Consider the following 26356-nt stretch of genomic DNA (forward strand, 5'->3'; position numbering starts at 1 on the left):
AATACGTCTGGTCTCATGTCGAATTCAATCTATCCGAGGGCATAGACGATGGTCACGACGGTAACCATGACAACCATGAACATGGAGAATGCGCCAAGGGCGAGCGTACGGCCCATGTCTCGGTTCGGCTTCCCTACTTTCAGACGCAGTTCCTCCGCGGTTTCCGGAAACTCGAGCGCCGCCGCATTCGATTGGCGCATCAGGTCGTAGCGGGACGTCCAGCGCCGTTCCTCCGCCGCGTTCCAGCCGTTCAGCACCAGAATGATTGCCGCGATGAGAACCATCGACGACGGGACCCAGATTACGTAGCCACCGATTGTCTCGTCAGCCAGGGCGCGAAGTCGGCCACCGCTCGCTGCGATGATTTCTGATCCATAGAGAGGCACCTCTTTGAGCGTTGTCAGGGAGCCCAGAAAGATGTTGGAAACGATCACCACGAACCCTGACATCAGCCGAGCACCGCGCCGCGCTCCTTCAGGCGGATCACGCAGATCGAACAGCATAGCAAAGTACCAAAGCCCAGCCAGCACCATAGACAGATGTGCTAGCGCTTCCATCGCCGCAATACGTTGTGTAAGGGCGTAGATCATCGGGATCTGCCAGACGAAAAGCGCACCAATCAACAAGGAGGTGGCAGATGCAGGAAGCGCCAAGAATCGCGGGATGCGCGCACGCCCAATCGCGGCAAGGCGTCGGCGCCATTCCCTTTTCAATCCGGCTTGAAGGACAAGCCAGGGTTGAGAAACCGCAATGAGAATGGGTCCTGCCAGTCGCAGAAGAAGATGCTCGGCCTGGTGTACCGAAAACAGACTGTGCCCCAATGGCGGGAGCGGCCCATTCGTCGCGACGAGGACGGCCGCGAGGCCGACAAAGAAGACGGCTCGACGCCAGCCAGAAACCCTTCCGAGACAGCGAGCGTGTATTTTGAGCCCACGCAAAAACAGCCATGCTGTAAGACCGACAACAATGAGCGACACCGGTGACAGCACATAGCCGAAAGGGTCGTAAAGGAAGAAGAAGTTCGTGATCATTCGCTCTGGCCCTCGCTCATCCGAGGGTTGTCGGAGGTAGCCGGTGTGAGCCGCGATATCCCGGAAGCGCCGCCACGGGCTAGTGACAGATCGGTCGACATGGCGAGGTATTCGCCTTGTATCCACGAGGGAAAAAGATTGTCGTAGAATCGAGATAGCGGATGTCCCGACTGTCCGGCGGGCGAGATGTAGTATGATCCCGCTGCTCCCGATATCGACATGACCGCCTGAAAATTGCTTCCGGCACTTACAAGGAATGGACGGTCTTCTTCAACACCAAATGACGTCAAGAATTGCGTAAAGGGATCGCCTGAGATCGGCGCTTGAAGGGACAGCAGGTCGGTCAGCAACCCACGTGAACTGATCGGCGACCACTGCATGTCCAATGTATGCTCCTCCCCCCAGGTCCAGGTCGAAAGATCGCGCCCATATCGATCGACCAGCCAGCCAAGGGCATCATCCAAGGCCACGCGAACCTGCTCCTCACATGTCTCTCGAGGTGACGATGGACGGATGTCGCACCAGATCGCGCTGCCGCGACGATCGCTGAGTACCGCATAAAGAAAGTCCGGGTTCGGACGGGTCCAGAGTTGCTTCGCTGTCGGAAACTCGTCTTTCAAAATGCGCTGCTGCAAAGCCCAGACCCAGGTCCAAAACAGCAGAGGTTCCGGCGCATATCGATCCATTTCGCCATTCCACGACGCAAGCCTGTCCAGTAGCTCACGACGAAGGTCGTCCGTATCGGTGCCTTCGATGCTGTCTCTGGACTGCACGAACCAAAGCTCTTTCGCCATTAGGGGCAGGAGGGTTCGCGCCACGGAACTTACGGTGTCCCTTTGAACACCCATGACGCCTTCTGTCGAGAAGATCGATTGCCGCGTTTCAAGCTCCGCCAGTCGAATGTCGCGAAATGACGACGCCCGTACGGCTTCCTCTTTTGGCCAACGGTCAACGGTCTCTCGATCAATTACCAATGCCTCCATGCCCTTCGGCAACATGTCTGCGGCAACTCTAGTGGCATCGTTCGCGTCGGCTGAACGCGCAAACAGCTCCAGCATCGTCAGGAAACCTGCCGTCTGCATGGGTGATGGCCCCCCTGGCGCCTCCTCGTCTGGCACGGGAAGTGACCGGAAGGCCCAGGCGACGCGCGCGTTGCGACCAACAATAACGAAAGGTACGCCCGGCATTGTGGCCCCTATGGCCGGCCCCGTCGAAAATTGAAGATCAGCGAGATACCATTCCGAGGGAAGCGACAGGGAACCGCTGATTTCGGCGGCGAGAATTGGCGTCCCGGTAGCGGTTCGGTCACCGTCCATCGCCCACGCATTGAGGCGCTGCTGCGGATCAGTCGCCAGTAGTTCGGGCGCTCTCGGGCGATCCGTCGGTATAATGGCACCTGATATACTCGGCATTCCTTCCCGTGCGCTTCCCGGTCGCAGGCCATTCAGGAAAGACCGGGCAATCCTCAGGCTATCGCCGGGTGTCCAGGCCGCGATCGACCGTTCGTCTGCGATCAGCAGCTCCGGAGAGCCTCTGCCACGCCCGCCTTCCGACACAAGCTCGAGCCACGCATTGACGCCCGCGGCATAGGACGCGAGCGCGTCTGAGACCGCTGGCGCAACGGACAATGTCCCATCGGCTGGCCACGAAGCTTCCGCTTTTCGCCTTGCCCTTAACAGTTGACCGAGCCTGTCTTGGGCGTGAACGAAGCCGATCGCGAAGTAGACATCTGCAGCGGAAGTCGCGGAGATGTGCGGGACTGCCGAAGAATCTCGCAGAATGTCGACCGGTCCGCCTAAGCCTGCGACCGTGAAGTCCTCGTCGTAGTCGGGAACGGATGCGCTCAGCAGAAAATAGACCAACCCGGAACCAACCGATACCGTGATGCAGATTGCCAGAAACCCGTACAGCAATATGTTGAAAAGCCGTCTCATGTCGGTGCTGTTTCGAAACCCTTCTTAAAAAAAGATGCGCAAGAGGACCACCGATATGAAATAGGTGAGAAGACCGAAGGCGATCGCCGAACTCGCCGCATACTGGAGGATATCCAGCCGGTTTCCTTTTCGGCGTCGCGCCAGATATCCACCCCAGATCGCACCCGCGACAATGCCCGCGATTACCAGCATGACTTTTTCTCCGTTCTTGTTCTCTTGTTGCACCGGTGTGTGCCGACCAGACCTGCAGCCAGTCCGACGGCCCAAGTAGTGAAGATGAGAGCCAGCAGCGCCCAGTCACCGAAGCGCGCATAGAGCGTTGACGGATGAGCAGAGGGCAGAGCCGCATCTATGACACCGGTTTCTCCGTTGCCGAGCCGCGCGACGAGGTCACCGTTTGCGTCGATGATCGCGGAGATCCCTGTGTTTGCGGCCCGGACGATGGGAAGCCCTTCCTCGACAGCGCGCATGCGTGCGGACGCGAGGTGCTGCTCCGGTCCAATGCTGGTTCCGAACCAAGCATCGTTGGTCGCATTGAAAATCCAGTCCGGCCGGAACAGATCGTCGACCACATGGCTTGGGAAGATGATCTCATAGCAGATCGCCACGGCGACCAGCGGCACACCCGGAAGCGCAAGCGTTCGCGGGCCCGGTCCGGGCGTAAAGTCGCCCAGACCCGCCGTGAGCCGCTCGATGGGCAACCAGCCACGGAATGGCACATATTCGCCGAAGGGTACGAGATGGTGTTTCGCGTATCCGGTCAGGATTCTGCCGGTCGCGCCAAAAGCCTGGACCGTGTTGAAATATCGGGTGCCATCCTCGCTCGGTACACGGTCCGGCACACCGGTGAGCAGCACCCTGCCCTCTGTGAGCGCAGCGGCAATGCGGGCCTGCGCCTCCGTATCCTCGTCGAGGAAACCCGGAAAGGCGGTTTCCGGCCAGAGAAGCACGTCGAAATCGCCGCGCCGGGTTGAAAGCTCAAGATAGCGCGCGAATGTCGCCTCGCGGTTCTCGGGCGCCCATTTCTCCTCTTGTGGAATGTTGCCCTGGACGATGCGCAGGTCGACACCGGGTGGCTGTTGTGCATCCGACTGGAGGCGCAGCGTGCCGACAGCCCACATCGTCGCGATTCCGGCCAGCGCCATGAGCGAAACGGTCAATCGTTGCCGCCCGGACGCCATAGCAGCCGCGCCAGGGAGTACCGCGACGAACACGGTGAGAAAGCTTAGCCCATAGCTTCCGACCCAGGCGGCGGTCTGGCGAAGGGCGGCGTAGTCTACAAGTGCGTAACCGGCCAGATTCCAGGGAAACCCTGTCAGAACGTGACCACGCAACCACTCGGCCACGGTCCAGGAGGTCGCGAACAGGAGGCAGGCCAAGAGACTGCCCATGGCTCCGCGCCGCGCGATTTCGGCAAAAAGCGCAGCGGCAATGGCTGGGAAAATCGCGAGACCTGCGGACAATCCCGCGACCGCCGGAATCGCCATCGTCCCAAACCGCTCGGCCTCGACGTAGAAACTTTCCGCGATCCACCAAATCCCGAAACCGAACTGGCCGAGACCAAACGCCCAGCCGACGAGGAAAGCACGCCCGAAGGAGAGATCGCGAAGCCCGACAAACAACGCGGAATAGGCAACGGGAACAAGCAGGAGAATCGAAAGAGGCGGGAAAGTCAGAACGGTCATCGCCCCGGCGGCGAAACCAAGCGTCATCCGCGAAAGAAAACGGTGGCGCAGAGCGATGCGGTTCAGAATTTCCGGCTTCACGACTTGATCGAACGCCGCGCGCTGATCCATGGCGCGGCGAGCAAGAGCCCCACGCCACTGACGACAAATACATCGGCCAAGTTGAAGGCAGGCCAATGTGTTGTGCCAATGTAGAAATCGAGAAAGTCTGTTACAGCCCGATACCGCACACGATCGATGACATTGCCCAGGGCTCCGCCAATGATCGCACCGTAGGCAAGCATTTCCACCGCATTGTCGGCGCGAAACAGCATAACCCCTAGCCAAACACAGATGGCAAGAGCGAGAGCGATTAGGCTCCACCACGGAGCGCCGCCCAGCATCCCGAAAGTCACGCCGTCATTACGATAAAAGACGAGGTTGAATCCCGGAAACACGGAAATCCCGGCGCTTAAAGTGGCGGCATCCGCAACAACAATGGCTTTGGTGATCTGATCAATCGCGAACGCAGCAAGCGCCGCGAAGACGCCGATCACCGGAGATACCTTGTTTAGTGACATTGCCTCATCCCAACCAGACATCGAGAAACAGCATCAGAACGAGCCCGACTGCGAGACCGAGCGTCGCCCTGTTCTGATGGCCGCTGCGATGGGTTTCGGGGATGATTTCGTGGCTGATGACGTAGAGCATTGCGCCCGCGGCAAAGGCCAGTCCCCATGGCAGCAGCGGTTCCGACAGTGTGATGATCCCGGCCCCGAGCAGGCCGCCAATCGGCTCGACCATGCCCGTCAGCGCCGCGATGCCCCAGGCGCGCAGCTTCGGATATCCCTCGCCCAGCAGAGATACAGCGACGGCCAATCCTTCGGGCGCATTCTGAAGCCCGATGCCGACAGCAAGCGGCAAACCGCCCTCCATACCTCCGGATCCGAAGCCGACCCCCACGGCAAGGCCTTCGGGGAAGTTGTGGATCGTGATCGCAATGATGAACAACCAGACCCGCCGCAAAGACGCCGCTTCGGGCCCTTCGCGTCCCATCTTGAAGTGCTCGTGCGGCAGCTTTTCGTTCATCAGGGCGACAGCCCCCATGCCCAGAAGAATCGAAACGCATACGATGGCCGCAGGCATCGCGCCGTTTTCGAACATCGGCTCCGCCGCATCCAATGCCGGGATGATCAGCGAAAAGAAAGAAGCGGCGAGCATCACACCGGCAGCGAAGCCGAGCGACAGAGCGCGTGTGGCCCGAGACGGGATGCGCCCGAACAGCACGGGAACTGCTCCGACTGCTGTGAGCGATCCGGCGGCAAGACTTCCGAGAAAGCCGAGCATTATCGGAGACAGATTTCCCATGGGCGGGCCAGATTATCCTTCGGCGTAGCTCGAAAAGACTTCCGTCGACCCGTCCTTGCGGATGAGGAAGACATCATAGGCTTCACGGTCGTCTTCTGGCCCCATGCCGGGCGAGCCATAGGGCATCCCCGGAACAGCGAGGCCGACGGCGTCCGGGCGCTCCTCGAGAAGGCGGCGGATGTCAGCGGCCGGTACATGGCCCTCGATCACGTAGCCGTCAATGAGCGCGGTGTGGCAGGAGACCATGCGCTGCGGCACGCCGTTGTCTAGCTTGAAGCGCACGAGAAGCCCGCCGAACATGTCCTGGCCGGTCGGCACAAACCCGTTCTCTTCGAGATGTTTCATCCACGAGAGGCAGCAGCCGCATCCGTTGGTCTTGCGGACGTCGATCGCCGTTGCCTCTGCGAGGGCCTGGGCCGCTGGGAACAGGGCGAGCGTGATGGCGAGAGCTTGGGTCATGCGTTTCATGGGTCAGAGCCTTTCGGTTGTCGTTTTGGCAATCTCGCTGCCGAGGTTTTCATTCAGAAGCGCGCGCGCCTCGGCCAGACGCGAGAGCGCGGCGGTATCATCCGCTTCGCTCTCGGCTGCTTCGGCGAGCCGGTCGTCAGTGAGGGGGTCAGTCGGGCGCCCATCCACGAGGACTTCGTAGTGCAGGTTCGGACCTGTCGCCGTGCCAGTCGCGCCGACGCGGCCGATCACATCTCCCGCCGCAACGCGTTGGCCTTGTGCCAGGTCTTCCGGCACGGCGCTCAGATGCGCGTAGCGCGTCATGGTGTCGGAGCCGTGCGAGATTTCGACCACACGGCCATAGCCACCGCGCCAGCCAATGAAACTAACCCGCCCCGGTGCCGTCGATTGAACCGGTGTCCCACGTGCCGCTGCGAAATCGACGCCGGTGTGCATCCGGACGTTGCCAAAGACCGGATGCGTGCGGCGTCCGAACACCGAGCTGAGGCGCGCACCCTCGACCGGCTGTGCGAAGACGCGCAGCACCTCGCCATCGACGTAGATCGTCGCCTGACCGCTGCCGTCGTCCGGCCATACGATCTCGTAAAGCGAACCGCCGACCTCCAGTGCGGCGAAGGCGAGTTCGGGCTGTCCGATCCTGTCCTCTCCGACCCGCGCCTCACGCCAGAGAAGCCTTAGTGTTTCGCCACCGGCCATCTCGCGGCGGAAATCCACGGTCCCACCCAGCATCTGCGCAAGGTCCACGGAAAAACGGGCGGGTATGCCGGCTTCGTCGAGTGCCGCGAAGATCGAGCTGTCGATCACGGCTTCGCCGGCAAGGGTTACGATCTCCGGATCCGGAGCCACGACCTGTGTGGACAACTGCTCGCCGAAAACCACCTCGATCCGAACCCCGTCCTCGACGGCGAGTGAGACGGTGCGGGGGCTGCCGTCCACGGTCGAAGCGACAGTGACCGAGTGCCCCGGCCGCAGCCGTCGCAGATCGTATTCCGCACCAAGCGCGAGGGCAACTTCGGCTCTGTCAGGTGCCGCAAGACCGGCCTCTGACAGCAAGAAATCGAGCGTTTCGCCCGGAGCAATGTCGCGCGACCACGTCGACAGGGGTGGCTCGATCGCTTGCACCGGCCTGTCGGCAAACGCGGCCTGCAGAAGGGGCAGCGGGCTGAGGTCGGGTGCATCGTCTGCCCATGCCGCCGCGGGCAACGTCACGGGGATGTCAACGTTCTGGGGGGCTTCAGGACCTTGGGGCATCCAGCTACCTGCCTGGGCAAGTTCAGGCGGCACGGGTTCTTTCGACATGGAATCAGAGATGGCGATAGCCGCTCCCGAAACCGTCCCCGCAATTGCGACACAAGCCGCCAAAGATCTGAGCCTCATGTCGCCCCCTCCATTTCTTCTTCCAGCGCGCGGCGGATCTTCGGCACCGCGAATTCTTTGGGCTCGTGATAGTCGATCATGGTGACGAATCGCCCAGAGGCTGCGAACAGGAAGACGCTCGCGGTGTGGTTCATCGTGTAATCGCCGCTCTCCGCCGGTACTCGCTCGTAGGTGGCGCGGAAGCCGTCCGCGACGCGCGCTATCTGCTCTTCCGGTCCCGTCCAGCCACGTATCCCAGGATGGAAGTAGCCGACATATTCCGCCATCGCCTCGACGGTATCGCGCTCGGGGTCGACCGTAATGAAGACCACGTTCATCTCGTCGGCCTCGTCTCCCAGATCGTCGAGCCATCCCGAAATGTCCGAGAGCGTGGTCGGGCAGACATCGGGACAGTAGGTGAAGCCGAAGAACACCATCGTCGGGCGACCGATCAGGGTTTCCGGCCCGACCGCGTTGCCCTCATGATCCGTCAGACGGAAATCCATCTCGGTCAGGGCCATAGGCCGCTGCCCGACAGGTTCGGGTCCACCGGGTCCATCGACCTGCCACCAACCGACGAAGAGCATCAGGGCGACCGCCCCGACACCAGCCGCGCCGTACCCCAGGATCGCCCGTCGCCGCATCAGTCCTCCGGCCCTCGCGCGGCGATGCCGAGGATCGGCACATGGACCGTCACTTCGCCTCCGTCGTCGAAAAGCAGGGTCAGCGGAAAGGTGTCCCCTTCCGTCATCGGTTCTTTCAGCCGCATCAGCATCGCGTGCAGGCCGCCCGGCTCGAGCGCGACGCTTTCGCCAGGGGCGATCGCGATCTCCCCCGCCGGGCTCATGGAACTCACACCTTCGGCATTGGTCTTCGTCTCGTGAATTTCGGGCATCATCGCGAGCGGTGTTGTAAGGCCGATCAGCGTCACCGGTTCGTCGCCAGTGTTGCGGATCGCCATGTAGGCGGCCCCGGGGCGGTTCATCCCGATGGAGGCGCGGGACCACGCGTTCTCGACGACAACATCCTCTGGTCCGGCCAGCGCGGGCACTGAGAGCCCTCCAAAGGTCAAAAGCACGGCCAGTGTGCCGGTCAAAATATACTTTTTCATCGTTCTGATCCTGCCCTTTCCATTCAGCTTTACGCGGCAGCGACTTCGGCAGCCACCAATCGCCGCAGTTCTGCCTCCCCGAACGGATCGAGCGGCTTGCCGTTCACGAAGAATGTGGGCGTCTGGCGAATTCCCACGGTCTCGACGTCAGCACGATCCTGGTTCAGGATCGCCACGACATCGGGTGCCAGCATTTGCGTGCGCGCGGCCTCGGCATCGAGTCCGGCCGTGGCGGCGATTTGAAGGATCAGACCAGGCTCCGGGGCACCGTGCGACGCCCATCTCGGCTGTTCCCGCAAAACGGCCTCGAGCACCGGCACGTAAATGTCCTGCATGCGCGCCGCCTCGAGCACGCGGATCGCTTCCTCGGATGCCGCGCCGTGGAAGGGCGTGTAGCGGATCACGACGCGGACAGCATCCCCATGCTCGGCCATGATGTCCTTCACGATGGGATGAAAGGCGCGACAGGCCTCGCAGGCCGGATCGAAGAATTCGACGATCGTGACGGGCGCTTCCGCAGGCCCGAGGATGGGCGAGTAGGGGCGGATCATCGCGTCCGCGAGTTCCGGCGCAACAGGCTCCGCTTCGGCCACCGGGCCGGGGCGGGTTGCAAACCAGGTGGCTCCGCCGAAACCGGCGACGCCGAGGGCGAGAACGGACAGGATCAGGCCGCGTCGGTTCATGTTCGTGTGTCCTTCAATGAAAGGGCCGAAAGCGCCCCGATCAGCGCGAAGGCGGCGAGCGCCATCAGCGGGATAGGGATGCCTAAGACCAGTTGGTTGTCATCGGTGCAAGAGGGGCCGGTCGCCGTGCAGGGCTGGATGCGTTCGGGAACAAGACCGACGTACAGTCCCATGTGCCACAGGGCGACTGCGCCGCCGCCAAGCGCCAATGCGATGCCATAGCGCCCCACGCGGCCGTCCCGCCACCAAAGGCCCAGCCCGAGGATAATGGCCAAGGGGAACATGAAGGCGCGCTGGAACCAGCACAGCACACAGGGCGTCTGCCCCAGCACCTCGCCGATGAAAAGCACGGCAAGCGAGGCGACGAGCGCGATGATCCACGCCAGCCCGAGGGCTGTTTCTCCGGACATACGGTTCATGTCGGTCAGATCCTCTCTTCCAGGTCGGCGAGGATCTCTTCGGCGGAGGTGCCGTAGGGCCACGAGTCGGCGAAGCCCGCGTCGGGATCGAAGAGGAACAGATGCGACGTGTGGCCCATCGTGTAACCATCCGGCGCCGCAGCCTCTTCGACGCGTTCGAAGAAGATCGGAAAGGTCTCGGATGTGGCGGCGATCTGTTCCGGCATGCCGGTCAGCCCGATGATGCCCGCATCGAACAGCGGGACGTATTCGGCGAGTGCTGCGGGCGTGTCTCGTTCAGGGTCGATTGTTATGAAAATCGGCTGGACCTTGGCGGCATCGTCGCCCAGACCGTCCATCACCGCCGCGACCTCGGATAGGGTCGTCGGGCAGACGTCGGGGCAGTTGGTAAAGCCGAAAAAAACCAGCATCCAGCGCCCCGCAAAGTCCTCCTCGGTTCGAACCATACCCTGGTGGTCCGTCAGTTCGAACTCAGCGAAAAAAGGCGGTTCGGCGTCGGTTCGGGCGCTATCGGAACGATAGTCGGACCAGAGCAGAAGCCACACGAAGGCAAGCGCTGCCACGCCTGCCAAAACCCAAAGAAACTTCTGTGCCGATGTAAGGGACAATCCTGTTCGCCTGATTTTGATTCTTATTGCCTGTGCGGATACATCCTCTAGCCGCTAGAGGTTCAAGCACGAAATCATGGTATAGCTTGAACTCACGCGTCTGTGAATCCGACACTTGTTTATTCCGACGGCAAAACCTACACAGACTGTATCTTTTTCATGGAGGCGAAAATGCTCACGATCGGTACTCTGTCAAAGAAGACTGGCACAAAAGTGCAGACCATCCGGTACTACGAACAGATCGGACTCATGCCCGAACCTGGCAGGACCGAAGGCGGACAGAGGCGCTACGACAATGCACAGCTTGATCGACTGTCCTTCATCCGCCACTCGCGACAACTCGGTTTCTCGCTCGATGCGATCCGCGAGCTGCTCGACCTCAGCGACCATCCCAACCGGCCCTGTGATGAGGCTGATGCCATCGCGCGTCGCCAGCTCAAACAGGTGGAGCAGCGCATGGCCCGCCTGAAGGCGCTGCGCACGGAACTGAAACGCATGGTTCACGAATGCAGCGGCGGGCGGACGGGAGATTGCAAGGTGCTTGAGGTGTTGCGGGACCATTCGGAATGCTTGACCGAACACGAGGAAATCGGGGCCTGAAGGAATTCAGCCAACAATCCGGCTGGAACGCAGATCAGCCGCAGAAGTTAATGTGTCGTACAACACAAGCTGGAACCACAAAATGGCCGCTAGACAAGATTCAATGGAGAGACGGACGCTTTGGATCGTTCTGGCGCTCAATATTGGTTTGGCCGTGGCCTTTTTCGCAACAGGCGCCTTCGGCGACTCAAGTGCCCTGATCGCCAACGGGCTCGATAACCTCTCCGACAGCTTCGTCTACGCGATCAGCCTTTTCGCTTTGTCCCGATCCGCCAAATGGAAACGCGGGGCGGCGAACGTTTCCGGCGGGCTGCTGATCCTGTTCGCTGCAGGCATCCTCTACGATGCGTGGCGCCGCTACATCGGTGGGTCAGATCCGCTCGGGACGATCATGATCGCCATGGCCCTGATCGCAGCAGCCATCAACGCGGTCTGCGTCTGGCTGCTCGCTAAGCTCAAAAATCCGGACGTCAACATCCGCGCGGCCAACACCTTCAGTTACAACGATTTCGCCGCGAACCTTGGGATCGTCGTGGCCGGTGGCCTCGTCGCCTGGCTAGGAACCAACTGGCCGGACCTCGTCGTCGGCGTGATTGTCGCCGAGATCGCGGCCTGGGGAGGTATCGACATTCTGCGCGACGCACACGGCGAACACCACAAAGCGGTTCACACGGACAAATAGTTGCGGGAGATTCTTTCTGAAAGAAAGGATTGAAGCTACAGTGACTATAGAAATTAGTTTTGTTCCAAGACGATTCGAGGGTAAGCGTCGTCTCGACCCCACGTTGCTGCTGATGGCTTCGGCTGCGAAGTGATCTCCATCTCATGATGGGGAGTGCGTTTCGCAATGTGCGCTACAAATTCGTTTCTCAAATCGCTGGGCGTCGAGATCTACGCGTCGGGTCATCGTCGGTGGCCGGATGAAGCAAAGGCCTTGGCCGTCTCGATGACCCTGGAAGCTGGAGCGACTGTAAATGCCGTAGCGGAGCGGTTTGGCATTCTGCCCAATCAACTTTCGGCGTGGCGACGAGAGGCCAAACAGGGCAAGCTGGTGCTGCCTGCAGCCGAAGTCGAGGAACCTGTCTTTGCGCCGCTCGTCGTCTGCGAGGTCGCCGAGGAGGAAGCGCGTCCGGAGGTAACATCGCAGGCGGCCCCGATCAGGATCATTCGGGGGCTGTTGTGATCGAACTGGCGCATGACATGCCCGTCGCCCGGGTCGCTGAGATCGTCCACGCGCTCGAGGCGCATCCATGCTGATGCCCTCGCAGGGTGTGCGGATTCTGGTGGCGACGAAGCCGGTCGACTTCCGCAAAAGCCATGACGGCCTCGCGGCCCTGGTCCAGTCTACTCTGGCGGAAGATCCGTTTACCGGAACGGTCTTCGTCTTCCGCTCGAAGCGCGCCGACCGAATGAAGATCCTATTCTGGGACGGCAGCGGGCTCGTGATGGCCTACAAGCGGCTGGAAGAAAGCACTTTCACCTGGCCTGCGATCAGGGATGGGGCCATGACGCTGAACCGGGCACAGTTCGAGGCCCTGTTTGCCGGCCTGGACTGGCGCCGTGTGCGATCGCTGGAGGTGCGCAGACCAGCTGTGGCAGAGTGACTCGCCCCAGGGAATGATAGGGCATCGACGCATTTGGCGCGGTATAATCTGCGCATGTCCAACGCCCCGCCCATCGACCTGTCCGCGATCCCCGAGAGCCAGCGCGCCGCCGTTCTGGCGCTGCTGCAGGAGAATGGTGCGCTGAAGGACGCAAACCGGCGCCTCGAGCATCTCGTCGCCGAGTTGAACCATGTCGTGCATGGCAAACGGTCCGAGAAGCTGAGCGAAGACGACCGGCAGCTGGCCTTCGAAGACCTGGAAACCGCCGTCACGGAGGTCGAGGCCCGCAAGGAGCAGGCCGCGCCATCCACCACGACGCCGCGCCGGAGACGGCAGCGCAATCTCGGCCATCTGCCCGCTGATCTGCCGCGCATCGAACGTGTCATCGAACCGGCGAGCCTTGAGTGCCCGTGTGGGTGCGGCCGCATGCACCGGATCGGCGAGGATCGGACCGAGCGGCTGGACATCGTGCCCGCGCAGCTTCGGGTGCTGGTCGACATCCGGCCGAAGTATGCCTGCGGCATCTGCTCGGATGGGGTCATTCAGGCTGTCGCCGCACCCCGGCTGATTGAAGGCGGGCTGCCGACCGAAGGGTCCATCGCACATGTCCTGGTGTCCAAGTTCGCGGACCACCTGCCGTTTTACAGACAGAGCCAGATCCTTGCCCGCTCCGGCATCCAGATCGATCGCAGCACCTTGGCGGACTGGGCTGGCACAGCGGCCTTCCACCTCGGCCCCGTGGTCGACAGGCTAACCGAGCATCTCAAGTCCTCCGGCAAGTTGTTCATGGACGAGACGACCGCCCCGGTGTTGGATCCGGGCCGTGGCCGAACCAAGACCGGCTACCTCTGGGCGCTTGCCCGGGATGATCGTGGATGGGGCGGCGATGACCCGCCCGGCGTGGTCTTCACCTATCGTCCAAGCCGTGCTGGCGCCCATGCCGAGCAGATCCTGCAGGGCTTCGACGGCATCCTGCAACTGGATGGCTATACCGGTTACGATCGACTGACGCGCCCCTCCCGCAAGGGCGGCGCGCCGATCACGGTGGCCCACTGCTGGGCGCATGCGCGGCGCAAGCTGAAGGAGGTCTTCGACCGCGACGGCTCGGAAATCGCCGCCGAGGGCCTGCGCCGGATCGCTGAGCTCTACCGCATCGAGCTCGAGATCCGGGGCATGGGCCCGGGCCAACGTCTGTCGGCCCGTCAGGCCCGCAGCGCGCCCCTCGTGGCCGAGTTCGGTGATTGGCTGCAGGCACAGCGTCTGCGTATCTCGGTTAAGTCGCGCCTCGGCGAGAAACTGACCTACATCCACCGCCAGTGGGGCGGCCTGCAGACCTTCCTCCACGACGGCCGCGTCGAGATGGACTCCAACGCCGTCGAAAACCTGATCCGCCCGATCGCCCTGACAAGAAAGAACGCACTCTTCGCCGGCCACGACGAGGGCGGCCGCACCTGGGCCCGCATCGCCTCCCTGATCGCCACCGCGAAGATCAACGGCGTGGAGCCCTTCGCCTACCTCGAGGCGACCCTCGAAGCGATCACCGCCGGTCACCCCGCCAGCAGGATCGACGAGCTGATGCCCTGGAACTTCACCACGTCAAGCTGATCCCGCGTGGGGCGCAGACAGCGCTTACATTCGAGGAGCGACCCGTTGCATATGACCGACCCCCTACTTGTACCCACCAAACTACTGGATTTTGATGCCGCGCCTCTTGCGCATCTAATTGAGAACCGCAGCTGGCGCGGCTTATCCGAATACGATCGGATCGGAGCTGCCTATGATTTCGTTCGGAATGAAATCGCGTTCGGATACAATCGAGCTGACGACATCCCCGCATCGGAAGTGCTTTCCGACGGCTACGGGCAGTGCAATACCAAAGGCACGCTCTTGATGGCGCTGCTGCGTGGTGTCGGCATTCGTTGCCGGTTGCATGGGTTTACGATCCATAAAGGCTTGCAGCGCGGTGTTGTACCTGAGCTGGTGTATCCGCTTGCTCCGCAGGAAATTCTCCACTCATGGGTCGAGATCGAATTTCAAGGTGCCTGGATCAACCTTGAAGGCTTCATCCTGGATGACGCTTTCCTCAAAGTCCTGCAAACGTCTTTCTCGGACACGGACAGTCTCTGCGGTTATGGCGCGGGCACGGATTGCCTTGGCGCGCCTCCCGTCGCCTGGAACGGAGAAGATACCTACATTCAGAAAACCGGCATCGTGCAGGATTTCGGCGTGTTTGATACGCCGGACGCCTTCTATTTTTCCCATGAGCAATCCTTTGGATGGCTGCGTGGTGCCCTTTACCGTCATATCATACGCCACTGGATGAATGCGCGCGTTCGTGGTTTCCGCAGCGACCGCCTCAAGACTGACCGACGCGCGACACACGCGCATGAGGAGCCTGCCAATGCTACATGACCACGGGCACGCGCATATCGATCCGGATTCTGGCGATCGGCGGGTTGCCATCGCGATCTGGGCGAACGGGCTTCTTACCGTTGCGCAAATCGTCGGGGGCATATTGTCGGGCAGCCTGGCACTGATCGCCGATGCGCTGCACAACTTTTCCGATATGGCTTCGCTTGTCATTGCCTTCGCCGCACGCAAGATCGCGCGCCGCCCAGCCGATGAGCGCATGACCTTCGGCTATGGTCGGGTCGAAATCGTCGCAGCCCTGGTTAACTACACCACCCTGATTTTGATCGGCTTCCAACTGATCTACGAAGGTGGCATGCGCATGATTGATCCACCCGAAGTCATGGGTTGGACCGTCGTCATTCTCGGTGGAATTGCGCTTGTGGTCGACACGCTGACCGCAATGCTGACCTATTCGATGCAGAAGGGCAGCGTGAACATCCGCGCGCTTTTCCTGCATAACCTGTCGGACGCGCTTGCTTCGGTCGCGGTTATCGTCGCTGGGTCGCTGATCATCCTTTACGACATGCGTTGGGTCGATCCTGCCATCACCATCGGCATCGCCATCTACATCCTGTATCTGTCTTTCACTGAAATAGGCGGCCCAATCCGAACCCTGATGCTCGGGAGCCCGCCGGACATCGACAACGAGGCCGTCGTCGAAGCGATGCGGAAAGTCGAAGGCGTCGCCGACGTCCACCACGTCCATCTCTGGCAAATGCAAGAGCACGAGGCTGCGCTCGACTGCCATGTCGTCGTGGCAGCCGAGGGGTGGTCGAAGATTGAAGAGATCAAGAGCGCGATCAAGAAGCGGCTGAAGGGAGAATTCGGCATCAGCCATTCCAGCCTCGAATTCGAGCACGAGGATCGCGCTCATCAGAACGCCGATCTCTATGGTCACGGTAATTCGAGAGATGGGGAGGAAACTCATACTCACGAAAAAAGCTGACCGAGCATGAGGATATCATTTCCTCATTTGCGACGGCAAGTTGACGTCGACCAACGTCAAGTGGACTGATGAACCTTTGCATGAGCAACTGGCTGCGAAGGGCAGTAGGGAAGGTCTGAGGCGGATACACTACAGGGGTATCACGTCCAAGTTACAGAATGTCACTTGACCTCCCCTTGCTGGAAGGTTGTAGCAGTAACTGTATGACCTGCGTTTTTCGCCTTGTTTTGATTCTCATGCTGACCTTCGGTGCAGTGACTGCGCCGGATATGTCGTCGGCCAGTATGTCAATCACGGCTATGGCGCAGATGGAACCCACCGAAAGCGCGGATGGCCGTTGCGGCGGGTGCGATCCCACCGGATTTGCTGAGGGCACTGCCTGTGAAGGTGGGTGTCCTGTTCCTTGCGCCTCCAGCGGTACTTCTGGCCTCCTTGCCAAGATGCCGTCAGCGCGGCTCACGAGGCCTTTTGGTACTGCCGTCCGGGGTGCCGAACCTCTGATCTCACTCGGCACGAATCCGTCGCTTGATCCATTCCCTCCCAAACTGCCTGTCTGAATCGTCATCGTCTCGCCCGGCGCTACGAGGGTCGTGTCGCGAAGGTGGGTTCGCGCACCATTCTGATCGGTTTCCCAGAAATGGTGGCCATGCAGGTGGATACCGTGCGGAAAAGCAGTGTCGTTCACCATCCGCACCTGCACTGCTTCATCACGTCTTGCCGAAATCAGCGGTTTGTTCGGCAGACCGCTCACGTCGTTGAAGGCCCAGCCCCCGAACCCGCCGTGCGCGCCGTCCCCGGCACCGCCTTGCATGAAGAGATCTGCCGTTTGCGTGATCTCTCCGGGCGCGGGCACGAGGTTCGCGGGGAGGGGAGCTATCGGCGCAGACCGGATTTGTCGCTGACCGTTCAACATAATGCCCCCCAGTTCCTCGCCACCCGAAGGCACGGTTTCTCTTAGGATCACATCACCCGTCACATCTGCGATGATGTCGATGCGCTGCGCCGGTGCGAGTTTTAGATTGCCCAGCGAAACCAGCTCGGGCAGCGGCATCCCGTCATAGGCCACACAAAAGCCCGTCAGCCCGTCGATACGTATCTCGAAAATGCGATCCGGTGTCGGATTGATCAGACGCAACCGGATGTGATCCCCCAGCCGCGCCTGCTCAGACGACAGGAAGGTGGTCATCAAGTTCCCCAGCCTACCTGCTGTTATGAAATCAGCGCGGTCGAATTCCATGTCGAACTGGCCGGTGTCATCAAGCCGAATGTCGAAGAGGATGGCCGTGATGTCCTGATCCACGTCTGGCGGGGCAGGTTCTTCGACGATCAGGGGCCGAACAGTCCGCGGGCGACCTGTTCGTAGGAAAGGTAGTGGGAGTGATACCAGTAGGTTCCGGCATCGGGAACCGGAAACCGGAAACCGGTACTCGTAACCCTCATTCGGGATGATGACATCCTGTGTCAGCACGTTTACGCCGTCCATCGCGTTGGGCAACCGAATGCCATGCCAGTGTACGAGGGTCCCGTCCTCCAGCCCGTTTTCCACCCGCGCCCGCAGAATATCGTTCTGGCGCTGTCTGATTTCGGGGCCGGGACAGGTGCCATTGAATCCAAGCATTGCAATGTCCCGCGACCCGATCCGGGTGAAGGCCGGGCGTCAGGGTGACAGGCACCGAAGCCGCACTCAGGGGCAGGGGGAGCGTGGCTGCGCCAAGCGCAACCATCATCTGAAGACGCTTAAGCATGGGTTTCCGTGTATTCCGTTTCTGGGGCCTGCAACCCACATCCCCCACCGTTGCGGAAGGGCGTCCCGGCGAGATATATTGATACATTGCAGATCGGCGCCCAGGTTTGGCGGAATACCGGAGAGCACCTAACGTATCTGCAGGTCCTGAATGGCCGCAAGGATCTTTCCGTCGGTATCATCGCTGTCGGCTGTCACCGCAAGACCGACCAGAACCTTTGGCATGTCCCCGAACGCACGCACGAAATCGCGATCCAGGTTCACATTCTCGGTGAAGTTGCCGGTTTGTGCCGTTTGCAGAATTTTCGATTTGAGACCCGTCGAGTAGGGGCTGTTCAGCAATGCGCCTTTCGCATGATTGCCACCCCAGACATAAACCAGCGCCCGCGTATTGGGATCACGCAGCAATTTGCGCGCCGTTGTTCGGCCAAGCGTGCTTGCGGTCTGCGGATCGACGAATATGAAGTACAAAGCAAGATTGCGATCATCGCCGCCGCGCCGTGTGAGGTCGGTTCCCTTAACACCCTGCGTGACGGACCATTCCCACATTGCTGCCTTTGCGGTGCCAAGGGCTGCGCTGACCGGACGCCAGAGAACCGAAACCGTGCCATCGGAAATCACGTCCAGCCGCCGACCTTGCAGGCCGTACTCGTTCGAAAAGAGCCGCAAGAGGCCCTGTTCTTTCCAGCTTCCATCGAATGGAATTGTCTTTCCTTGCGCATAGAGGGGCGGGGCGTTTGCAGCTAATGCAACAAAAGCGATGAAAAGTGTCGCTGCGAGGGACCGTATAAACATCTGAACTCCTTTTGCGATGCCGCTGGTCCTGCTTTGATCCCGGTTATCACCATTATGTGCCGTCATGATCCGTTGAATTGTGCCGGGCGCGCGCAACTTCAATGAACATATCCGTGATCATAGATGTGGTTGCGCAATGGTCGTTGCAGGACGCGGGAGCGAATTCAGATCATGGAGCGCGACCTTGATCGGCTGATTTCCCGCGACGGACGGATCCAGTAGGCGGCGGAGCTTCCAACCGTTACAAACAAGTACAAAACTCATGGGATACAAGCGCCTGAACACATGGACGCGGGTGCCGATGTGCGTCATCTCTGGTTCAACGGAACCGACTCCCGCACGCAAGGATGGCACATTCACCACAGCGCTTTGGGCTGGGGACAACAGGGTTGAACGCGCCAACGTCCGTTGCGGGAAACAAAATGTGGCCTTGTGTGAAACAGGCAAAGGTAACAAAGAATGCTGACTTCGATTATCCAATTTCCTGACATCGGAACAGAGATTTTTGCCGTTGATATCGGATCGTTCCGCTTTGCCCTGCGTTGGTATGCGCTGGCCTATATTGTTGGCCTCCTTATCGGCTGGCGCATCTGTGTCGCATTGGTCCGCTCTTCGTCAGTCTGGGGGGCCGGGGCGCCGCCGCTGCAACCCAAGCAACTGGAAGACCTGCTGACATGGATCATTCTGGGCGTGATCGTGGGGGGCAGGCTGGGGTTCGTGCTTTTCTATCAACCTCAGTACTATTTTCAGAACCCCGTCGAAATCTTCATGGTCTGGCAGGGTGGTATGTCATTTCATGGCGGCTTTTTCGGCGTGGTCGTGGCCACCTTGCTTTTTTGCTATCGCAACGGCGCACCCGTTCTATCAACGGCGGATCTGCTCGCTGTTGCAACACCACCGGGTCTTTTCCTCGGTCGGCTGGCCAACTTCACCAATAACGAGCTTTGGGGCCGTCCGACCGATGTGCCCTGGGCGGTGGCATTCCCCGGCGAGGCGGCCCAGTCCTGTGCGGGCGTCGTGGGCCTGTGTGGCCGCCATCCGTCCCAGCTTTATGAGGCTCTTCTGGAGGGTATCCTGCTTGGCTCGGTCCTGATCTTTCTGGCCTGGAAACGCGGTTGGCTGCGCTTTCCCGGAAGCCTTACTGGCCTGTTCCTGGCGGGATACGGAAGCGCAAGGTTCCTTGTCGAGTTCTTCCGGCAGCCTGATATGCAGTTCGTCACGCAGGACAACCCGATTGGACATGCGGTTCATTGGGCGGGCTATGGGCTGACAATGGGCCAACTGCTGTCGTTGCCGATGATTATCCTTGGCGCGGCCCTGATCGTATGGTCCCGCAGGCGTGTGACGGTTAATTCTGCGGATCTGGTGTCGACATCAGATTCTTTGTGAATATCCGAGCGTAGTGTTGGCGAAGTGACCATTGCGGCCTGGGTCCGCATATGAGCCTTGGGCGCGTGCTCAATGATGCGGCTTGCGTCCTTTCGCAATCATCAGATGGTGCTCTTGATGATGTACACCGATTGTCATCAGACCAAAGAAACCAAGGCCCTGTATTTGTTCACCATCGCCACCCACGATCAGTGCGACACCATCCTCCATTTCTTCTGACGCAACACTCCAGCCTGTTTCACCGGCAAGGAACGGTGCATGGGCGGGAACCATTGTGTTGATGGCCGACAGGACACGCGGGCTGCCACGCACTTCGAACCGTGCCCCGTCGGGCCGCAGAATGCGGGTGACCTCTGCCTTTCGTGTCAAAAGGTCCATATCGACCAGATGGTCCCTCAGTTTGTCGATATTGACGGCGCCCCAATCGGTTTCGGGATCGGCCTGGAGCAGCACAACTATTTCGGCCAATGCGGCGAAGGCGGACTGGCCGGTTTCCTGGGGCGTCGGACGCGTGACCCATGGATGAATGCATTTGTTGCGGCGTAACGGGTGTCGCAAGCAAGACAGCGAAGAGAACGGGTATCAGTCGCATGGACCAGCCTTTCCTGAGTGTATTCGGATTCAGCCTAGTACCTGATCGGACCCTGAAATATGATTTGGATCATATGATGCCTGAACCCTATAATCTCATACCGCCCTCCGCCTTGCGTCCGCTGACGAGGGCCGCAGGGGATACGGTCTTTCGTCAGGGCGCGCGGACCTGCGGCCTTTATGTTGTTAAGTGCGGGCGCGTTCATCTTGAGCGTGTCGGCCCGGATGGCGAACGATTTATCATCTACCGTGCCGAGCCCGGGATGAGCCTTGCCGAAGCATCGGTGTTTTCGGATAGATACCACTGCGATGCGGTCGTGGCGGAGGCTGGGGCGTTTGTACAGATCGACAAAGCGGCGGTCTTGTCTGCCTTTGCAGATCCGGATTTTGCACGCGCCTATGCGCGGCAAGCGGCACAGCAGATACAAGCGCAACGTCAGGCGCTTGAGATCGTAGGCATCCGCCGCGCAGAAGAACGGGTCTATGCCGGTATGGTGGCGGGCCTGCTTGAAAGCTCCGTTGTCGATTTTGCCAGCGCGCTGCACCTTTCGCACGAGGCCACCTATCGGGCCTTGCGAAAGCTTGTGAATGATGGCCGGATCGCAAATCCGACCCGGGGAACGTATCATTTGCGCCCCTGAATGGATCAGCCGGACCATGCCCGGTTCGAGATAACAAAAGGTGCGGTAGCAAAGCTTGGCGGGTATTTCGCTTGCCCGATAACAATGAGAATTGCTGCCCGCGACGATGACCTGTTTTCAAAGATCGCCGTTATGCCCTGTCTTACTGCTCGCCGCTGAAAGGTCGATTGCCTCAGCGCCGCTTTCGTCGAAGCACCGTGTTTCGATCTGCAGGGTTGCGAAAAAGAACCCGAAGTCCTTACGCAGCATGTCGTAGGCGGTTTGCAGGACCTCTTCTTGATCTGTGACACGCAGATGCGCGGAGAAGACATGCTTGCCACTTGTCAGCGCCCAGGCATGAATATGGTGAACATCGGAAACCTCGTGCAGTTCTTCAAGGGTACGTTTGATTTCAGGCAGACTCACTTCGGGAGGCGTGCCTTCCATCAAAAGATGCGCCGCTTCTTTCAGCAATCCCCAGCTCGCCCATAGCAGGACAAACCCGAACGCCATGCCAAGCAGCGGGTCGATCAGCAGAAACCCGGTGAATTCGATTGCGAGGGCGGTCACGATGATCAACAGACTGCCAACAAAGGTCTGGATGATATGCCAGAACGCTCCCTTCGTGTTCAGATCTTCCTTGCTTTGCTTCCAGATCAGCGCAAGCGAAATGAACTCCGTAAAGAGCCCCCCGGCAGCCGCAATCAGCATCGGACCCGTTGGAAGATCAATTGGCGCAGACATGCGCATGGCAGCCATCGCGATGACAACAACCGCCATGGCCAGCAAGAAGCCGCCATTCACAAGGGCGCCGATGATTTCGGCGCGCGCCCAGCCAAAGCTCCGCTCTTCATCCGCCGGACGCAACGCCATACGCGCCGCGACAATGGCGACCAGCACACCGCCCACGGCCGAAAAGGTATGGAACGCGTCGGAGATGACCGCGATTGACCCTGTCCATAGGCCAATCGCCAGTTCAATCACAAAATAGATGCCGGTCAACTAGGCTGATATCGCCAGCCCCTTGCCGCCGGACGGCATATGCCCCTGATGTCCGCCTGCCATCATCTATCTCCTTAGTTTGCGACTAAAGCCGTACCCGTCGCAGCCGCAGTGCATTGCTAATGACGGAGACCGAAGACAGGCTCATCGCGGCGGCGGCGATCATCGGCGACAGAAGAAGGCCGAAAAACGGGTAGAGAATACCAGCCGCGATGGGCACACCTGCGGTATTGTAGGCGAAGGCAAAAAACAGGTTCTGCTTGATGTTTCGCACCGTTGCCTTTGCCAATCGGCGCGCACGCACGATGCCGACAAGATCACCACCCAGAAGGGTGATGCCTGCGCTTTCCACGGCAACGTCGGCACCGGTGCCCATCGCCATGCCCACATCAGCCGCCGCCAGGGCAGGGGCATCGTTCACGCCGTCTCCTGCCATGGCGATCCGGGCCCCTTCTTGTCTGAGGGAGTCCACCAATGCCTTCTTGTCTTCGGGCAAGACGCCTGCGTGGACTTCATCAATACCCAGCTTTGCGGCGACGGCTTCGGCGGTTTTCTGATTGTCACCGGTTGCCATTATGACCCTGAGACCGAGGCGATGAAGGTCATCGATGGCGTCTGCCGTGGACTCCTTGATGGGATCGGCAACAGCGACAATGCCGGCAAAAGTGCCATCTATCGCCACAAGCATTGCTGTCTTTCCAGATTCACGAAGGTCGTCCGCAGCAAATTCCGCAATCGAAGCGTCAACGTTGATCTCTGCCATCATGGCGGGATTCCCAAGTGCCACGACCTGGCCATCGACCATGCCTTTCACGCCCTTGCCAGTCACGGCTTCGAATTCCGTTGCGTTCGGAAGCGTCAGCCCCCGTGCCAGCGCACCCTCGACTATTGCTTCGGCCAGCGGATGTTCGGAGCCCCGTTCGAGGGCCGCAGCCATTGTCAGCAGGTCATTTTCAGCCTTGTCCCCCGTGGGCACCACGTCTGTCAGCTTGGGGCGCCCTTCGGTGAGTGTTCCGGTCTTGTCAACGATGACGGTATCGACACGCGCCATGCGTTCCAGTGCTTCGGCGTCTTTGATCAGAACGCCAGCCTGTGCCCCGCGGCCCGCCGCCGTTGTGATCGAAATGGGCGTCGCAAGGCCCAAGGCACAGGGGCAAGCAATGATAAGAACGGATACGGCTGCAGTAACAGCGAAGGCGAGCGCGGGATCGGGCCCTAAGAACAGCCAGACAACGAAGGATATGATCGCAATGACGACAACCGTCGGAACAAAGACGGACGATACCCGGTCCGCCAGACCCTGAATCGGCGCGCGCGACCGCTTTGCACCTGCCACCATGTCCACGATCTGGGACAGGACCGTGTCCGCACCGACCTGTGTGGCCCGGATCGCCAATGTGCCGTTCTTGTTGATCGTGCCGCCTGTGACCCGGTCGCCTTGTGTTTTCTCGACCGGCAACGGCTCTCCGGTGATCATACTTTCGTCGATAGATGAATGCCCTTCGAGGACCTCGGCATCGACGGGTATGCTGTCGCCGGGGCGTACCCGCAACCTGTCACCCTCAACAATGTGTTCGAGAGGTGCGTCATATTCCGTCCCGTCCGGCAGGATCCGCCGCGCCGTTTTTGGTGCGAGATCGAGCAATGCACGGATGGCATCACCCGTCCGTTCGCGGGCGCGCAACTCGAGCACCTGACCGACAAAGATCAGCGCAACGATCACAACCGCAGCTTCGTAATATGTCCCGACGCTTTGGCCGTTTCGATACGCTTCGGGGAAAATGCCGGGCAGGAATGTTGCGGCAAGCGAATAGATATAGGCAGCCCCGACGCCAAGCGCGATCAGGGTCCACATGTTCGGCGATATATTCCTGATCGATTCCCACCCCCTTTTGAAGAAGGGAAGAGCCGCCCAGAGAATGATCGGGGTTGCGAGGACGAATTCGATGTAGACAGCCGTCTGATGTCCGATCCATTCCCGCACAGGTAGGCCGACCAGTTCACCCATCGTCAGGATAACCAGCGGAACGGCGGCTGCCGCGCTGATCCACATGCGTGTTGTGAAATCGGACAACTCTTCTGACGGCTCGTCCGATGGAAGCATCGGTTCAAGCGCCATGCCGCAGATCGGACAGGACCCGGGCTCATCCTTCAGGATTTGCGGATGCATCGGGCAGGTCCATTGCGTACCGGCCTCGCCATGTGCTGGTGTCTTTTGGGCGTTTCCCGACGCATAGTAAAATGGGTCTTTGCCAAACTTGGTTTCGCAGTTTTCCGAGCAGAAATGAAAGACCTCTCCATCATACTCGGCACTGCGCGTGTCTTCGTCTATCTCGACGGTCATGCCGCACACCGGGTCGGTCGCTGTATCTGGGTCTGATGCGGTCGAGGTGCGCGTCATGTCGTGATGATGTTCTTGGTCCGTGGCCATCTTCTAATTCCCGTTTTCAAGACAATTGAACACATAACCCTTCCAGTTACTGGAGGGTCAAGACTCTTCCGACAACGCTGCGTATGAATTTTATGGGCCTTCGCGATGCGCGAAGCTCCTGTCAGCCCAGGGTCAGTATCATGTCTTCCGAAACGGACATCGTGGGAATATGCAGGTTCTCCGGTGCCGGACCCTTTCGAATGCGTCCTGCTGTATCATAATGGGAGCCATGACAGGGACAGAACCAACCACCAAAATCGCCGGCTCCGTCACCAAGTGGTACACATCCCAGATGCGTGCAAACGCCTATCATGACCAAGAAATTCTCATTTCCCGCCACTGCCCTGTTTGCATCGGTGGCCAGGTCATCTCCGGATATGTTGGGATTTCTGGCGACGGTATCAGGAAGGGAAAGCACATCTTCCGAACGGGCCTGCGCGATTTCCGCGTCGGTCCTGTGCCGGATGAACACCGGCTTGCCGAGAAAACTGACAGTCAATTGCGTTCCGGGTTCCACACCGGAGATATCGACGCGGATCTGGGACAGCGCGCGGACATCGGCGGATGGGTTCATCTGATTGAGCAATGGCCAGACCGCAGCCCCTACGGCAACCGCGCCCGTTCCGGCGGTGGCGTAGTACAGGAAATCCCGGCGGAGTTGTGGTGTTTGTGTATCCATAGCGATTCACGGTCGCAGCTTCCTGTGGGGGAAGGTCAATGGTAAAGTAGGCAATCACGGTTTTCATTTTTGCTGACATACTCAGACTTAGGAAGCGTTGGTTGACCGATTTGTTCGCCAGAGCGCTGCGACCAGCAACGGTGCGGCAGTCATCAATCCAAGACCGATGATGATCCACTCAGCAGTGCCGAAATCTCCCGACATGGCCTCTGCTCCGAAATGCGCGAGCAGGAAACTGGCTGGAAGAATGCCTGCCAGAGTTGCGATCAGGAACCGCCAAAGGCGCAGGCGGCTGAGACCGGCAGCGTAGCTCATTGCGTCAAACGAGATGAAGGGCAAGAGGCGAGACGCGAACACCGTCAACATCAACAGATTTTGAGAGCCCAATAACCCGAAACCGGCCTTATCCCCAAGCCAGCGCTCAACGTGGTCGCGCCCGATATAGCGGGCGATGATGAATGCCACGAGTGCACCCAGTTCCGACCCGATGGCGACATAGACAGCTCCGGCAACATGACCATACGCCGCGCCTGCCACCAGTGCGACCGGTGCACTTGGAATGGGGCTTGCCACGATCGAAACCATCATGAGCACGATGATGAGCAACGGTCCCAAAGCGCCGGCCCGCTCTATCCAGACCTCGATAGTCTCGCGGGCTATCGCCGGGCCATATCCCATTGCCCATATGGCTATCAAAAGTACGCCAAGCGCAACCACCAACCATAGCCCAACCCGATGCAGGCGCGGTTTGCTAAGCGGCATGGAGCACCAAAAGAAAGAGAGCTGCGAAGACAATTGGCCTTTGCTCGGGCAAGATGAAATGCATAGGCGCAGAGATGACGATCAACAGCCCGCCGGCGAGGGTCAGCCGCTTGATGTGCAATTCGGTTTTCATCTCAAA

General features: G+C 60.0%; 31 protein-coding genes and 1 pseudogene. 9 read left to right on the plus strand and 23 right to left on the minus strand.

The features are described 5' to 3' along the window. Positions 1–29: 29 nt before the first annotated feature. From ACGYLO_RS20770 to ACGYLO_RS20830, 13 genes are read right to left on the minus strand one after another with little or no spacing between them, the layout of a single operon-like run. On the minus strand, positions 30–1031 hold the full coding sequence (locus ACGYLO_RS20770; protein WP_088635918.1) for a cytochrome c oxidase assembly protein: 1002 nt from the start codon (positions 1029–1031) through the stop codon (positions 30–32). After that, a complete protein-coding gene (locus ACGYLO_RS20775) occupies positions 1028–2965 on the minus strand; it encodes a penicillin acylase family protein (RefSeq protein WP_088635917.1) in 1938 nt (645 codons plus the stop codon). The genes ACGYLO_RS20770 and ACGYLO_RS20775 overlap by 4 nt, the downstream gene beginning before the upstream one ends. A gap of 24 nt (positions 2966–2989) precedes the next feature. Then, on the minus strand, positions 2990–3157 hold the full coding sequence (locus ACGYLO_RS20780) for a hypothetical protein (RefSeq protein ID WP_009815492.1): 168 nt from the start codon (positions 3155–3157) through the stop codon (positions 2990–2992). Next, entirely contained in the window at positions 3148–4761 is a 1614-nt protein-coding gene (gene lnt / locus ACGYLO_RS20785; protein WP_088635916.1) for an apolipoprotein N-acyltransferase, read from the minus strand. The genes ACGYLO_RS20780 and lnt overlap by 10 nt, the downstream gene beginning before the upstream one ends. Continuing rightward, positions 4728–5231, minus strand: coding sequence for a signal peptidase II (lspA, locus tag ACGYLO_RS20790; protein WP_369824853.1), 504 nt, complete (start codon positions 5229–5231; stop codon positions 4728–4730). The genes lnt and lspA overlap by 34 nt, the downstream gene beginning before the upstream one ends. Beyond that, positions 5215–5997: a ZIP family metal transporter gene (locus tag ACGYLO_RS20795; RefSeq protein ID WP_088635914.1), complete on the minus strand. Its 783-nt coding sequence runs from the start codon at positions 5995–5997 to the stop codon at positions 5215–5217. Before ACGYLO_RS20795 ends, lspA begins: the two co-directional genes overlap by 17 nt. A 12-nt stretch (positions 5998–6009) precedes the next feature. Further along, complete coding sequence (locus ACGYLO_RS20800) at positions 6010–6465, minus strand: DUF411 domain-containing protein (protein WP_043772538.1); 456 nt, start codon at positions 6463–6465, stop codon at positions 6010–6012. Positions 6466–6468: 3 nt separating this feature from the next. Then, complete coding sequence (locus ACGYLO_RS20805) at positions 6469–7842, minus strand: M23 family metallopeptidase (RefSeq protein WP_271690352.1); 1374 nt, start codon at positions 7840–7842, stop codon at positions 6469–6471. Then, the gene (locus ACGYLO_RS20810; protein WP_088635913.1) at positions 7839–8465 is read right to left on the minus strand and encodes an SCO family protein; all 627 of its coding nucleotides are present in this window, start codon (positions 8463–8465) and stop codon (positions 7839–7841) included. The genes ACGYLO_RS20805 and ACGYLO_RS20810 overlap by 4 nt, the downstream gene beginning before the upstream one ends. After that, the gene (locus ACGYLO_RS20815; protein ID WP_088635912.1) at positions 8465–8932 is read right to left on the minus strand and encodes a copper chaperone PCu(A)C; all 468 of its coding nucleotides are present in this window, start codon (positions 8930–8932) and stop codon (positions 8465–8467) included. The genes ACGYLO_RS20810 and ACGYLO_RS20815 overlap by 1 nt, the downstream gene beginning before the upstream one ends. Before the next feature lie 29 nt (positions 8933–8961). After that, on the minus strand, positions 8962–9615 hold the full coding sequence (locus ACGYLO_RS20820; protein WP_088635911.1) for a thioredoxin domain-containing protein: 654 nt from the start codon (positions 9613–9615) through the stop codon (positions 8962–8964). Next, a complete protein-coding gene (locus tag ACGYLO_RS20825) occupies positions 9612–10034 on the minus strand; it encodes a disulfide bond formation protein B (protein WP_088635910.1) in 423 nt (140 codons plus the stop codon). Before ACGYLO_RS20825 ends, ACGYLO_RS20820 begins: the two co-directional genes overlap by 4 nt. 5 nt (positions 10035–10039) lie before the next feature. Beyond that, complete coding sequence (locus ACGYLO_RS20830; protein ID WP_088635930.1) at positions 10040–10606, minus strand: SCO family protein; 567 nt, start codon at positions 10604–10606, stop codon at positions 10040–10042. A 207-nt stretch (positions 10607–10813) separates the two neighbouring features. Here ACGYLO_RS20830 and ACGYLO_RS20835 point away from each other — a divergent pair, with 207 nt between their 5' ends. The 7 genes from ACGYLO_RS20835 (at position 10814) to ACGYLO_RS20865 (ending at position 16204) form a co-directional block, all read left to right on the plus strand. After that, positions 10814–11242, plus strand: coding sequence for a helix-turn-helix domain-containing protein (locus ACGYLO_RS20835; RefSeq protein WP_013959865.1), 429 nt, complete (start codon positions 10814–10816; stop codon positions 11240–11242). Positions 11243–11345: 103 nt separating this feature from the next. Continuing rightward, positions 11346–11924: a cation transporter gene (locus ACGYLO_RS20840; protein WP_271690428.1), complete on the plus strand. Its 579-nt coding sequence runs from the start codon at positions 11346–11348 to the stop codon at positions 11922–11924. A gap of 153 nt (positions 11925–12077) precedes the next feature. Beyond that, a complete protein-coding gene (locus ACGYLO_RS20845) occupies positions 12078–12425 on the plus strand; it encodes a transposase (RefSeq protein ID WP_271690353.1) in 348 nt (115 codons plus the stop codon). A 67-nt stretch (positions 12426–12492) separates the two neighbouring features. Beyond that, positions 12493–12846 (plus strand): IS66 family insertion sequence element accessory protein TnpB, encoded by a 354-nt coding sequence (tnpB, locus tag ACGYLO_RS20850; RefSeq protein ID WP_271690354.1) that lies wholly within the window; start codon positions 12493–12495, stop codon positions 12844–12846. Between the two features lie 54 nt (positions 12847–12900). Beyond that, positions 12901–14451, plus strand: a complete 1551-nt coding sequence (tnpC, locus tag ACGYLO_RS20855) for an IS66 family transposase (protein ID WP_271690355.1) — start codon at positions 12901–12903, stop codon at positions 14449–14451. Positions 14452–14502: 51 nt separating this feature from the next. After that, entirely contained in the window at positions 14503–15258 is a 756-nt protein-coding gene (locus tag ACGYLO_RS20860; protein WP_100161091.1) for a transglutaminase family protein, read from the plus strand. Continuing rightward, positions 15248–16204 carry a cation diffusion facilitator family transporter gene (locus ACGYLO_RS20865; protein ID WP_394377330.1) on the plus strand — a complete coding sequence of 319 codons (957 nt, stop codon included), beginning with the start codon at positions 15248–15250 and terminating at the stop codon, positions 16202–16204. The genes ACGYLO_RS20860 and ACGYLO_RS20865 overlap by 11 nt, the downstream gene beginning before the upstream one ends. 151 nt (positions 16205–16355) lie before the next feature. Here ACGYLO_RS20865 and ACGYLO_RS20870 read toward each other — a convergent pair whose 3' ends face one another. The 4 genes and pseudogenes from ACGYLO_RS20870 to ACGYLO_RS20885 all read right to left on the minus strand — a co-directional run bounded on the left by ACGYLO_RS20870 (position 16356) and on the right by ACGYLO_RS20885 (position 18845). Beyond that, a complete protein-coding gene (locus ACGYLO_RS20870; protein WP_317406871.1) occupies positions 16356–17441 on the minus strand; it encodes a multicopper oxidase domain-containing protein in 1086 nt (361 codons plus the stop codon). Positions 17442–17530: 89 nt separating this feature from the next. Beyond that, positions 17531–17659 carry a multicopper oxidase domain-containing protein gene (locus ACGYLO_RS20875; RefSeq protein ID WP_306419543.1) on the minus strand — a complete coding sequence of 43 codons (129 nt, stop codon included), beginning with the start codon at positions 17657–17659 and terminating at the stop codon, positions 17531–17533. A 7-nt stretch (positions 17660–17666) separates the two neighbouring features. Beyond that, a pseudogene (locus tag ACGYLO_RS20880) lies at positions 17667–17822 on the minus strand (multicopper oxidase domain-containing protein); the annotation flags it as partial. A 255-nt stretch (positions 17823–18077) separates the two neighbouring features. Beyond that, positions 18078–18845, minus strand: coding sequence for a DUF3047 domain-containing protein (locus tag ACGYLO_RS20885; protein ID WP_231886351.1), 768 nt, complete (start codon positions 18843–18845; stop codon positions 18078–18080). A 357-nt stretch (positions 18846–19202) separates the two neighbouring features. Here ACGYLO_RS20885 and lgt point away from each other — a divergent pair, with 357 nt between their 5' ends. Then, on the plus strand, positions 19203–20132 hold the full coding sequence (gene lgt / locus ACGYLO_RS20890) for a prolipoprotein diacylglyceryl transferase (protein WP_050672452.1): 930 nt from the start codon (positions 19203–19205) through the stop codon (positions 20130–20132). Positions 20133–20201: 69 nt separating this feature from the next. Here lgt and ACGYLO_RS20895 read toward each other — a convergent pair whose 3' ends face one another. Continuing rightward, a complete protein-coding gene (locus ACGYLO_RS20895; RefSeq protein ID WP_009824461.1) occupies positions 20202–20585 on the minus strand; it encodes a hypothetical protein in 384 nt (127 codons plus the stop codon). Between the two features lie 65 nt (positions 20586–20650). On the opposite strand from ACGYLO_RS20895, the gene ACGYLO_RS20900 reads away from it, so the two are divergent. Beyond that, positions 20651–21364: a Crp/Fnr family transcriptional regulator gene (locus ACGYLO_RS20900; protein ID WP_247744727.1), complete on the plus strand. Its 714-nt coding sequence runs from the start codon at positions 20651–20653 to the stop codon at positions 21362–21364. Positions 21365–21481: 117 nt separating this feature from the next. Here ACGYLO_RS20900 and ACGYLO_RS20905 read toward each other — a convergent pair whose 3' ends face one another. The 5 genes from ACGYLO_RS20905 to ACGYLO_RS20925 all read right to left on the minus strand — a co-directional run bounded on the left by ACGYLO_RS20905 (position 21482) and on the right by ACGYLO_RS20925 (position 26350). Continuing rightward, a complete protein-coding gene (locus ACGYLO_RS20905; protein WP_227512169.1) occupies positions 21482–22345 on the minus strand; it encodes a cation diffusion facilitator family transporter in 864 nt (287 codons plus the stop codon). A gap of 85 nt (positions 22346–22430) precedes the next feature. Continuing rightward, a complete protein-coding gene (locus ACGYLO_RS20910; RefSeq protein ID WP_394377331.1) occupies positions 22431–24776 on the minus strand; it encodes a heavy metal translocating P-type ATPase in 2346 nt (781 codons plus the stop codon). Between the two features lie 121 nt (positions 24777–24897). Continuing rightward, positions 24898–25455, minus strand: a complete 558-nt coding sequence (gene petA / locus ACGYLO_RS20915) for a ubiquinol-cytochrome c reductase iron-sulfur subunit (RefSeq protein WP_009824465.1) — start codon at positions 25453–25455, stop codon at positions 24898–24900. Between the two features lie 87 nt (positions 25456–25542). Next, positions 25543–26217, minus strand: a complete 675-nt coding sequence (locus ACGYLO_RS20920; RefSeq protein WP_043847219.1) for a TVP38/TMEM64 family protein — start codon at positions 26215–26217, stop codon at positions 25543–25545. Beyond that, on the minus strand, positions 26207–26350 hold the full coding sequence (locus ACGYLO_RS20925; RefSeq protein ID WP_009824469.1) for a hypothetical protein: 144 nt from the start codon (positions 26348–26350) through the stop codon (positions 26207–26209). The genes ACGYLO_RS20920 and ACGYLO_RS20925 overlap by 11 nt, the downstream gene beginning before the upstream one ends. Positions 26351–26356: the final 6 nt, after the last annotated feature.

Origin of the sequence: Sulfitobacter sp. 1A13353, assembly GCF_043557255.1 — a bacterium.
Lineage (GTDB): Bacteria > Pseudomonadota > Alphaproteobacteria > Rhodobacterales > Rhodobacteraceae > Sulfitobacter > Sulfitobacter faviae.

Coding starts and splice junctions, on each gene's coding strand:
- ACGYLO_RS20770 (WP_088635918.1), bottom strand. CDS start 1,031: ATGATCACGAACTTCTTCTTCCTTTACGACCCTTTCGGCTATGTGCTG.
- ACGYLO_RS20775 (WP_088635917.1), bottom strand. CDS start 2,965: ATGAGACGGCTTTTCAACATATTGCTGTACGGGTTTCTGGCAATCTGC.
- ACGYLO_RS20780 (WP_009815492.1), bottom strand. CDS start 3,157: ATGCTGGTAATCGCGGGCATTGTCGCGGGTGCGATCTGGGGTGGATAT.
- lnt (WP_088635916.1), bottom strand. CDS start 4,761: ATGGATCAGCGCGCGGCGTTCGATCAAGTCGTGAAGCCGGAAATTCTG.
- lspA (WP_369824853.1), bottom strand. CDS start 5,231: ATGTCTGGTTGGGATGAGGCAATGTCACTAAACAAGGTATCTCCGGTG.
- ACGYLO_RS20795 (WP_088635914.1), bottom strand. CDS start 5,997: ATGGGAAATCTGTCTCCGATAATGCTCGGCTTTCTCGGAAGTCTTGCC.
- ACGYLO_RS20800 (WP_043772538.1), bottom strand. CDS start 6,465: ATGAAACGCATGACCCAAGCTCTCGCCATCACGCTCGCCCTGTTCCCA.
- ACGYLO_RS20805 (WP_271690352.1), bottom strand. CDS start 7,842: ATGAGGCTCAGATCTTTGGCGGCTTGTGTCGCAATTGCGGGGACGGTT.
- ACGYLO_RS20810 (WP_088635913.1), bottom strand. CDS start 8,465: ATGCGGCGACGGGCGATCCTGGGGTACGGCGCGGCTGGTGTCGGGGCG.
- ACGYLO_RS20815 (WP_088635912.1), bottom strand. CDS start 8,932: ATGAAAAAGTATATTTTGACCGGCACACTGGCCGTGCTTTTGACCTTT.
- ACGYLO_RS20820 (WP_088635911.1), bottom strand. CDS start 9,615: ATGAACCGACGCGGCCTGATCCTGTCCGTTCTCGCCCTCGGCGTCGCC.
- ACGYLO_RS20825 (WP_088635910.1), bottom strand. CDS start 10,034: ATGAACCGTATGTCCGGAGAAACAGCCCTCGGGCTGGCGTGGATCATC.
- ACGYLO_RS20835 (WP_013959865.1), top strand. CDS start 10,814: ATGCTCACGATCGGTACTCTGTCAAAGAAGACTGGCACAAAAGTGCAG.
- ACGYLO_RS20840 (WP_271690428.1), top strand. CDS start 11,346: ATGGAGAGACGGACGCTTTGGATCGTTCTGGCGCTCAATATTGGTTTG.
- tnpB (WP_271690354.1), top strand. CDS start 12,493: ATGCTGATGCCCTCGCAGGGTGTGCGGATTCTGGTGGCGACGAAGCCG.
- tnpC (WP_271690355.1), top strand. CDS start 12,901: ATGTCCAACGCCCCGCCCATCGACCTGTCCGCGATCCCCGAGAGCCAG.
- ACGYLO_RS20860 (WP_100161091.1), top strand. CDS start 14,503: ATGACCGACCCCCTACTTGTACCCACCAAACTACTGGATTTTGATGCC.
- ACGYLO_RS20865 (WP_394377330.1), top strand. CDS start 15,248: ATGCTACATGACCACGGGCACGCGCATATCGATCCGGATTCTGGCGAT.
- ACGYLO_RS20870 (WP_317406871.1), bottom strand. CDS start 17,441: ATGGAATTCGACCGCGCTGATTTCATAACAGCAGGTAGGCTGGGGAAC.
- ACGYLO_RS20875 (WP_306419543.1), bottom strand. CDS start 17,659: ATGTCATCATCCCGAATGAGGGTTACGAGTACCGGTTTCCGGTTTCCG.
- lgt (WP_050672452.1), top strand. CDS start 19,203: ATGCTGACTTCGATTATCCAATTTCCTGACATCGGAACAGAGATTTTT.
- ACGYLO_RS20900 (WP_247744727.1), top strand. CDS start 20,651: ATGGATGAATGCATTTGTTGCGGCGTAACGGGTGTCGCAAGCAAGACA.
- ACGYLO_RS20910 (WP_394377331.1), bottom strand. CDS start 24,776: ATGGCCACGGACCAAGAACATCATCACGACATGACGCGCACCTCGACC.
- petA (WP_009824465.1), bottom strand. CDS start 25,455: ATGGATACACAAACACCACAACTCCGCCGGGATTTCCTGTACTACGCC.
- ACGYLO_RS20920 (WP_043847219.1), bottom strand. CDS start 26,217: ATGCCGCTTAGCAAACCGCGCCTGCATCGGGTTGGGCTATGGTTGGTG.
- ACGYLO_RS20925 (WP_009824469.1), bottom strand. CDS start 26,350: ATGAAAACCGAATTGCACATCAAGCGGCTGACCCTCGCCGGCGGGCTG.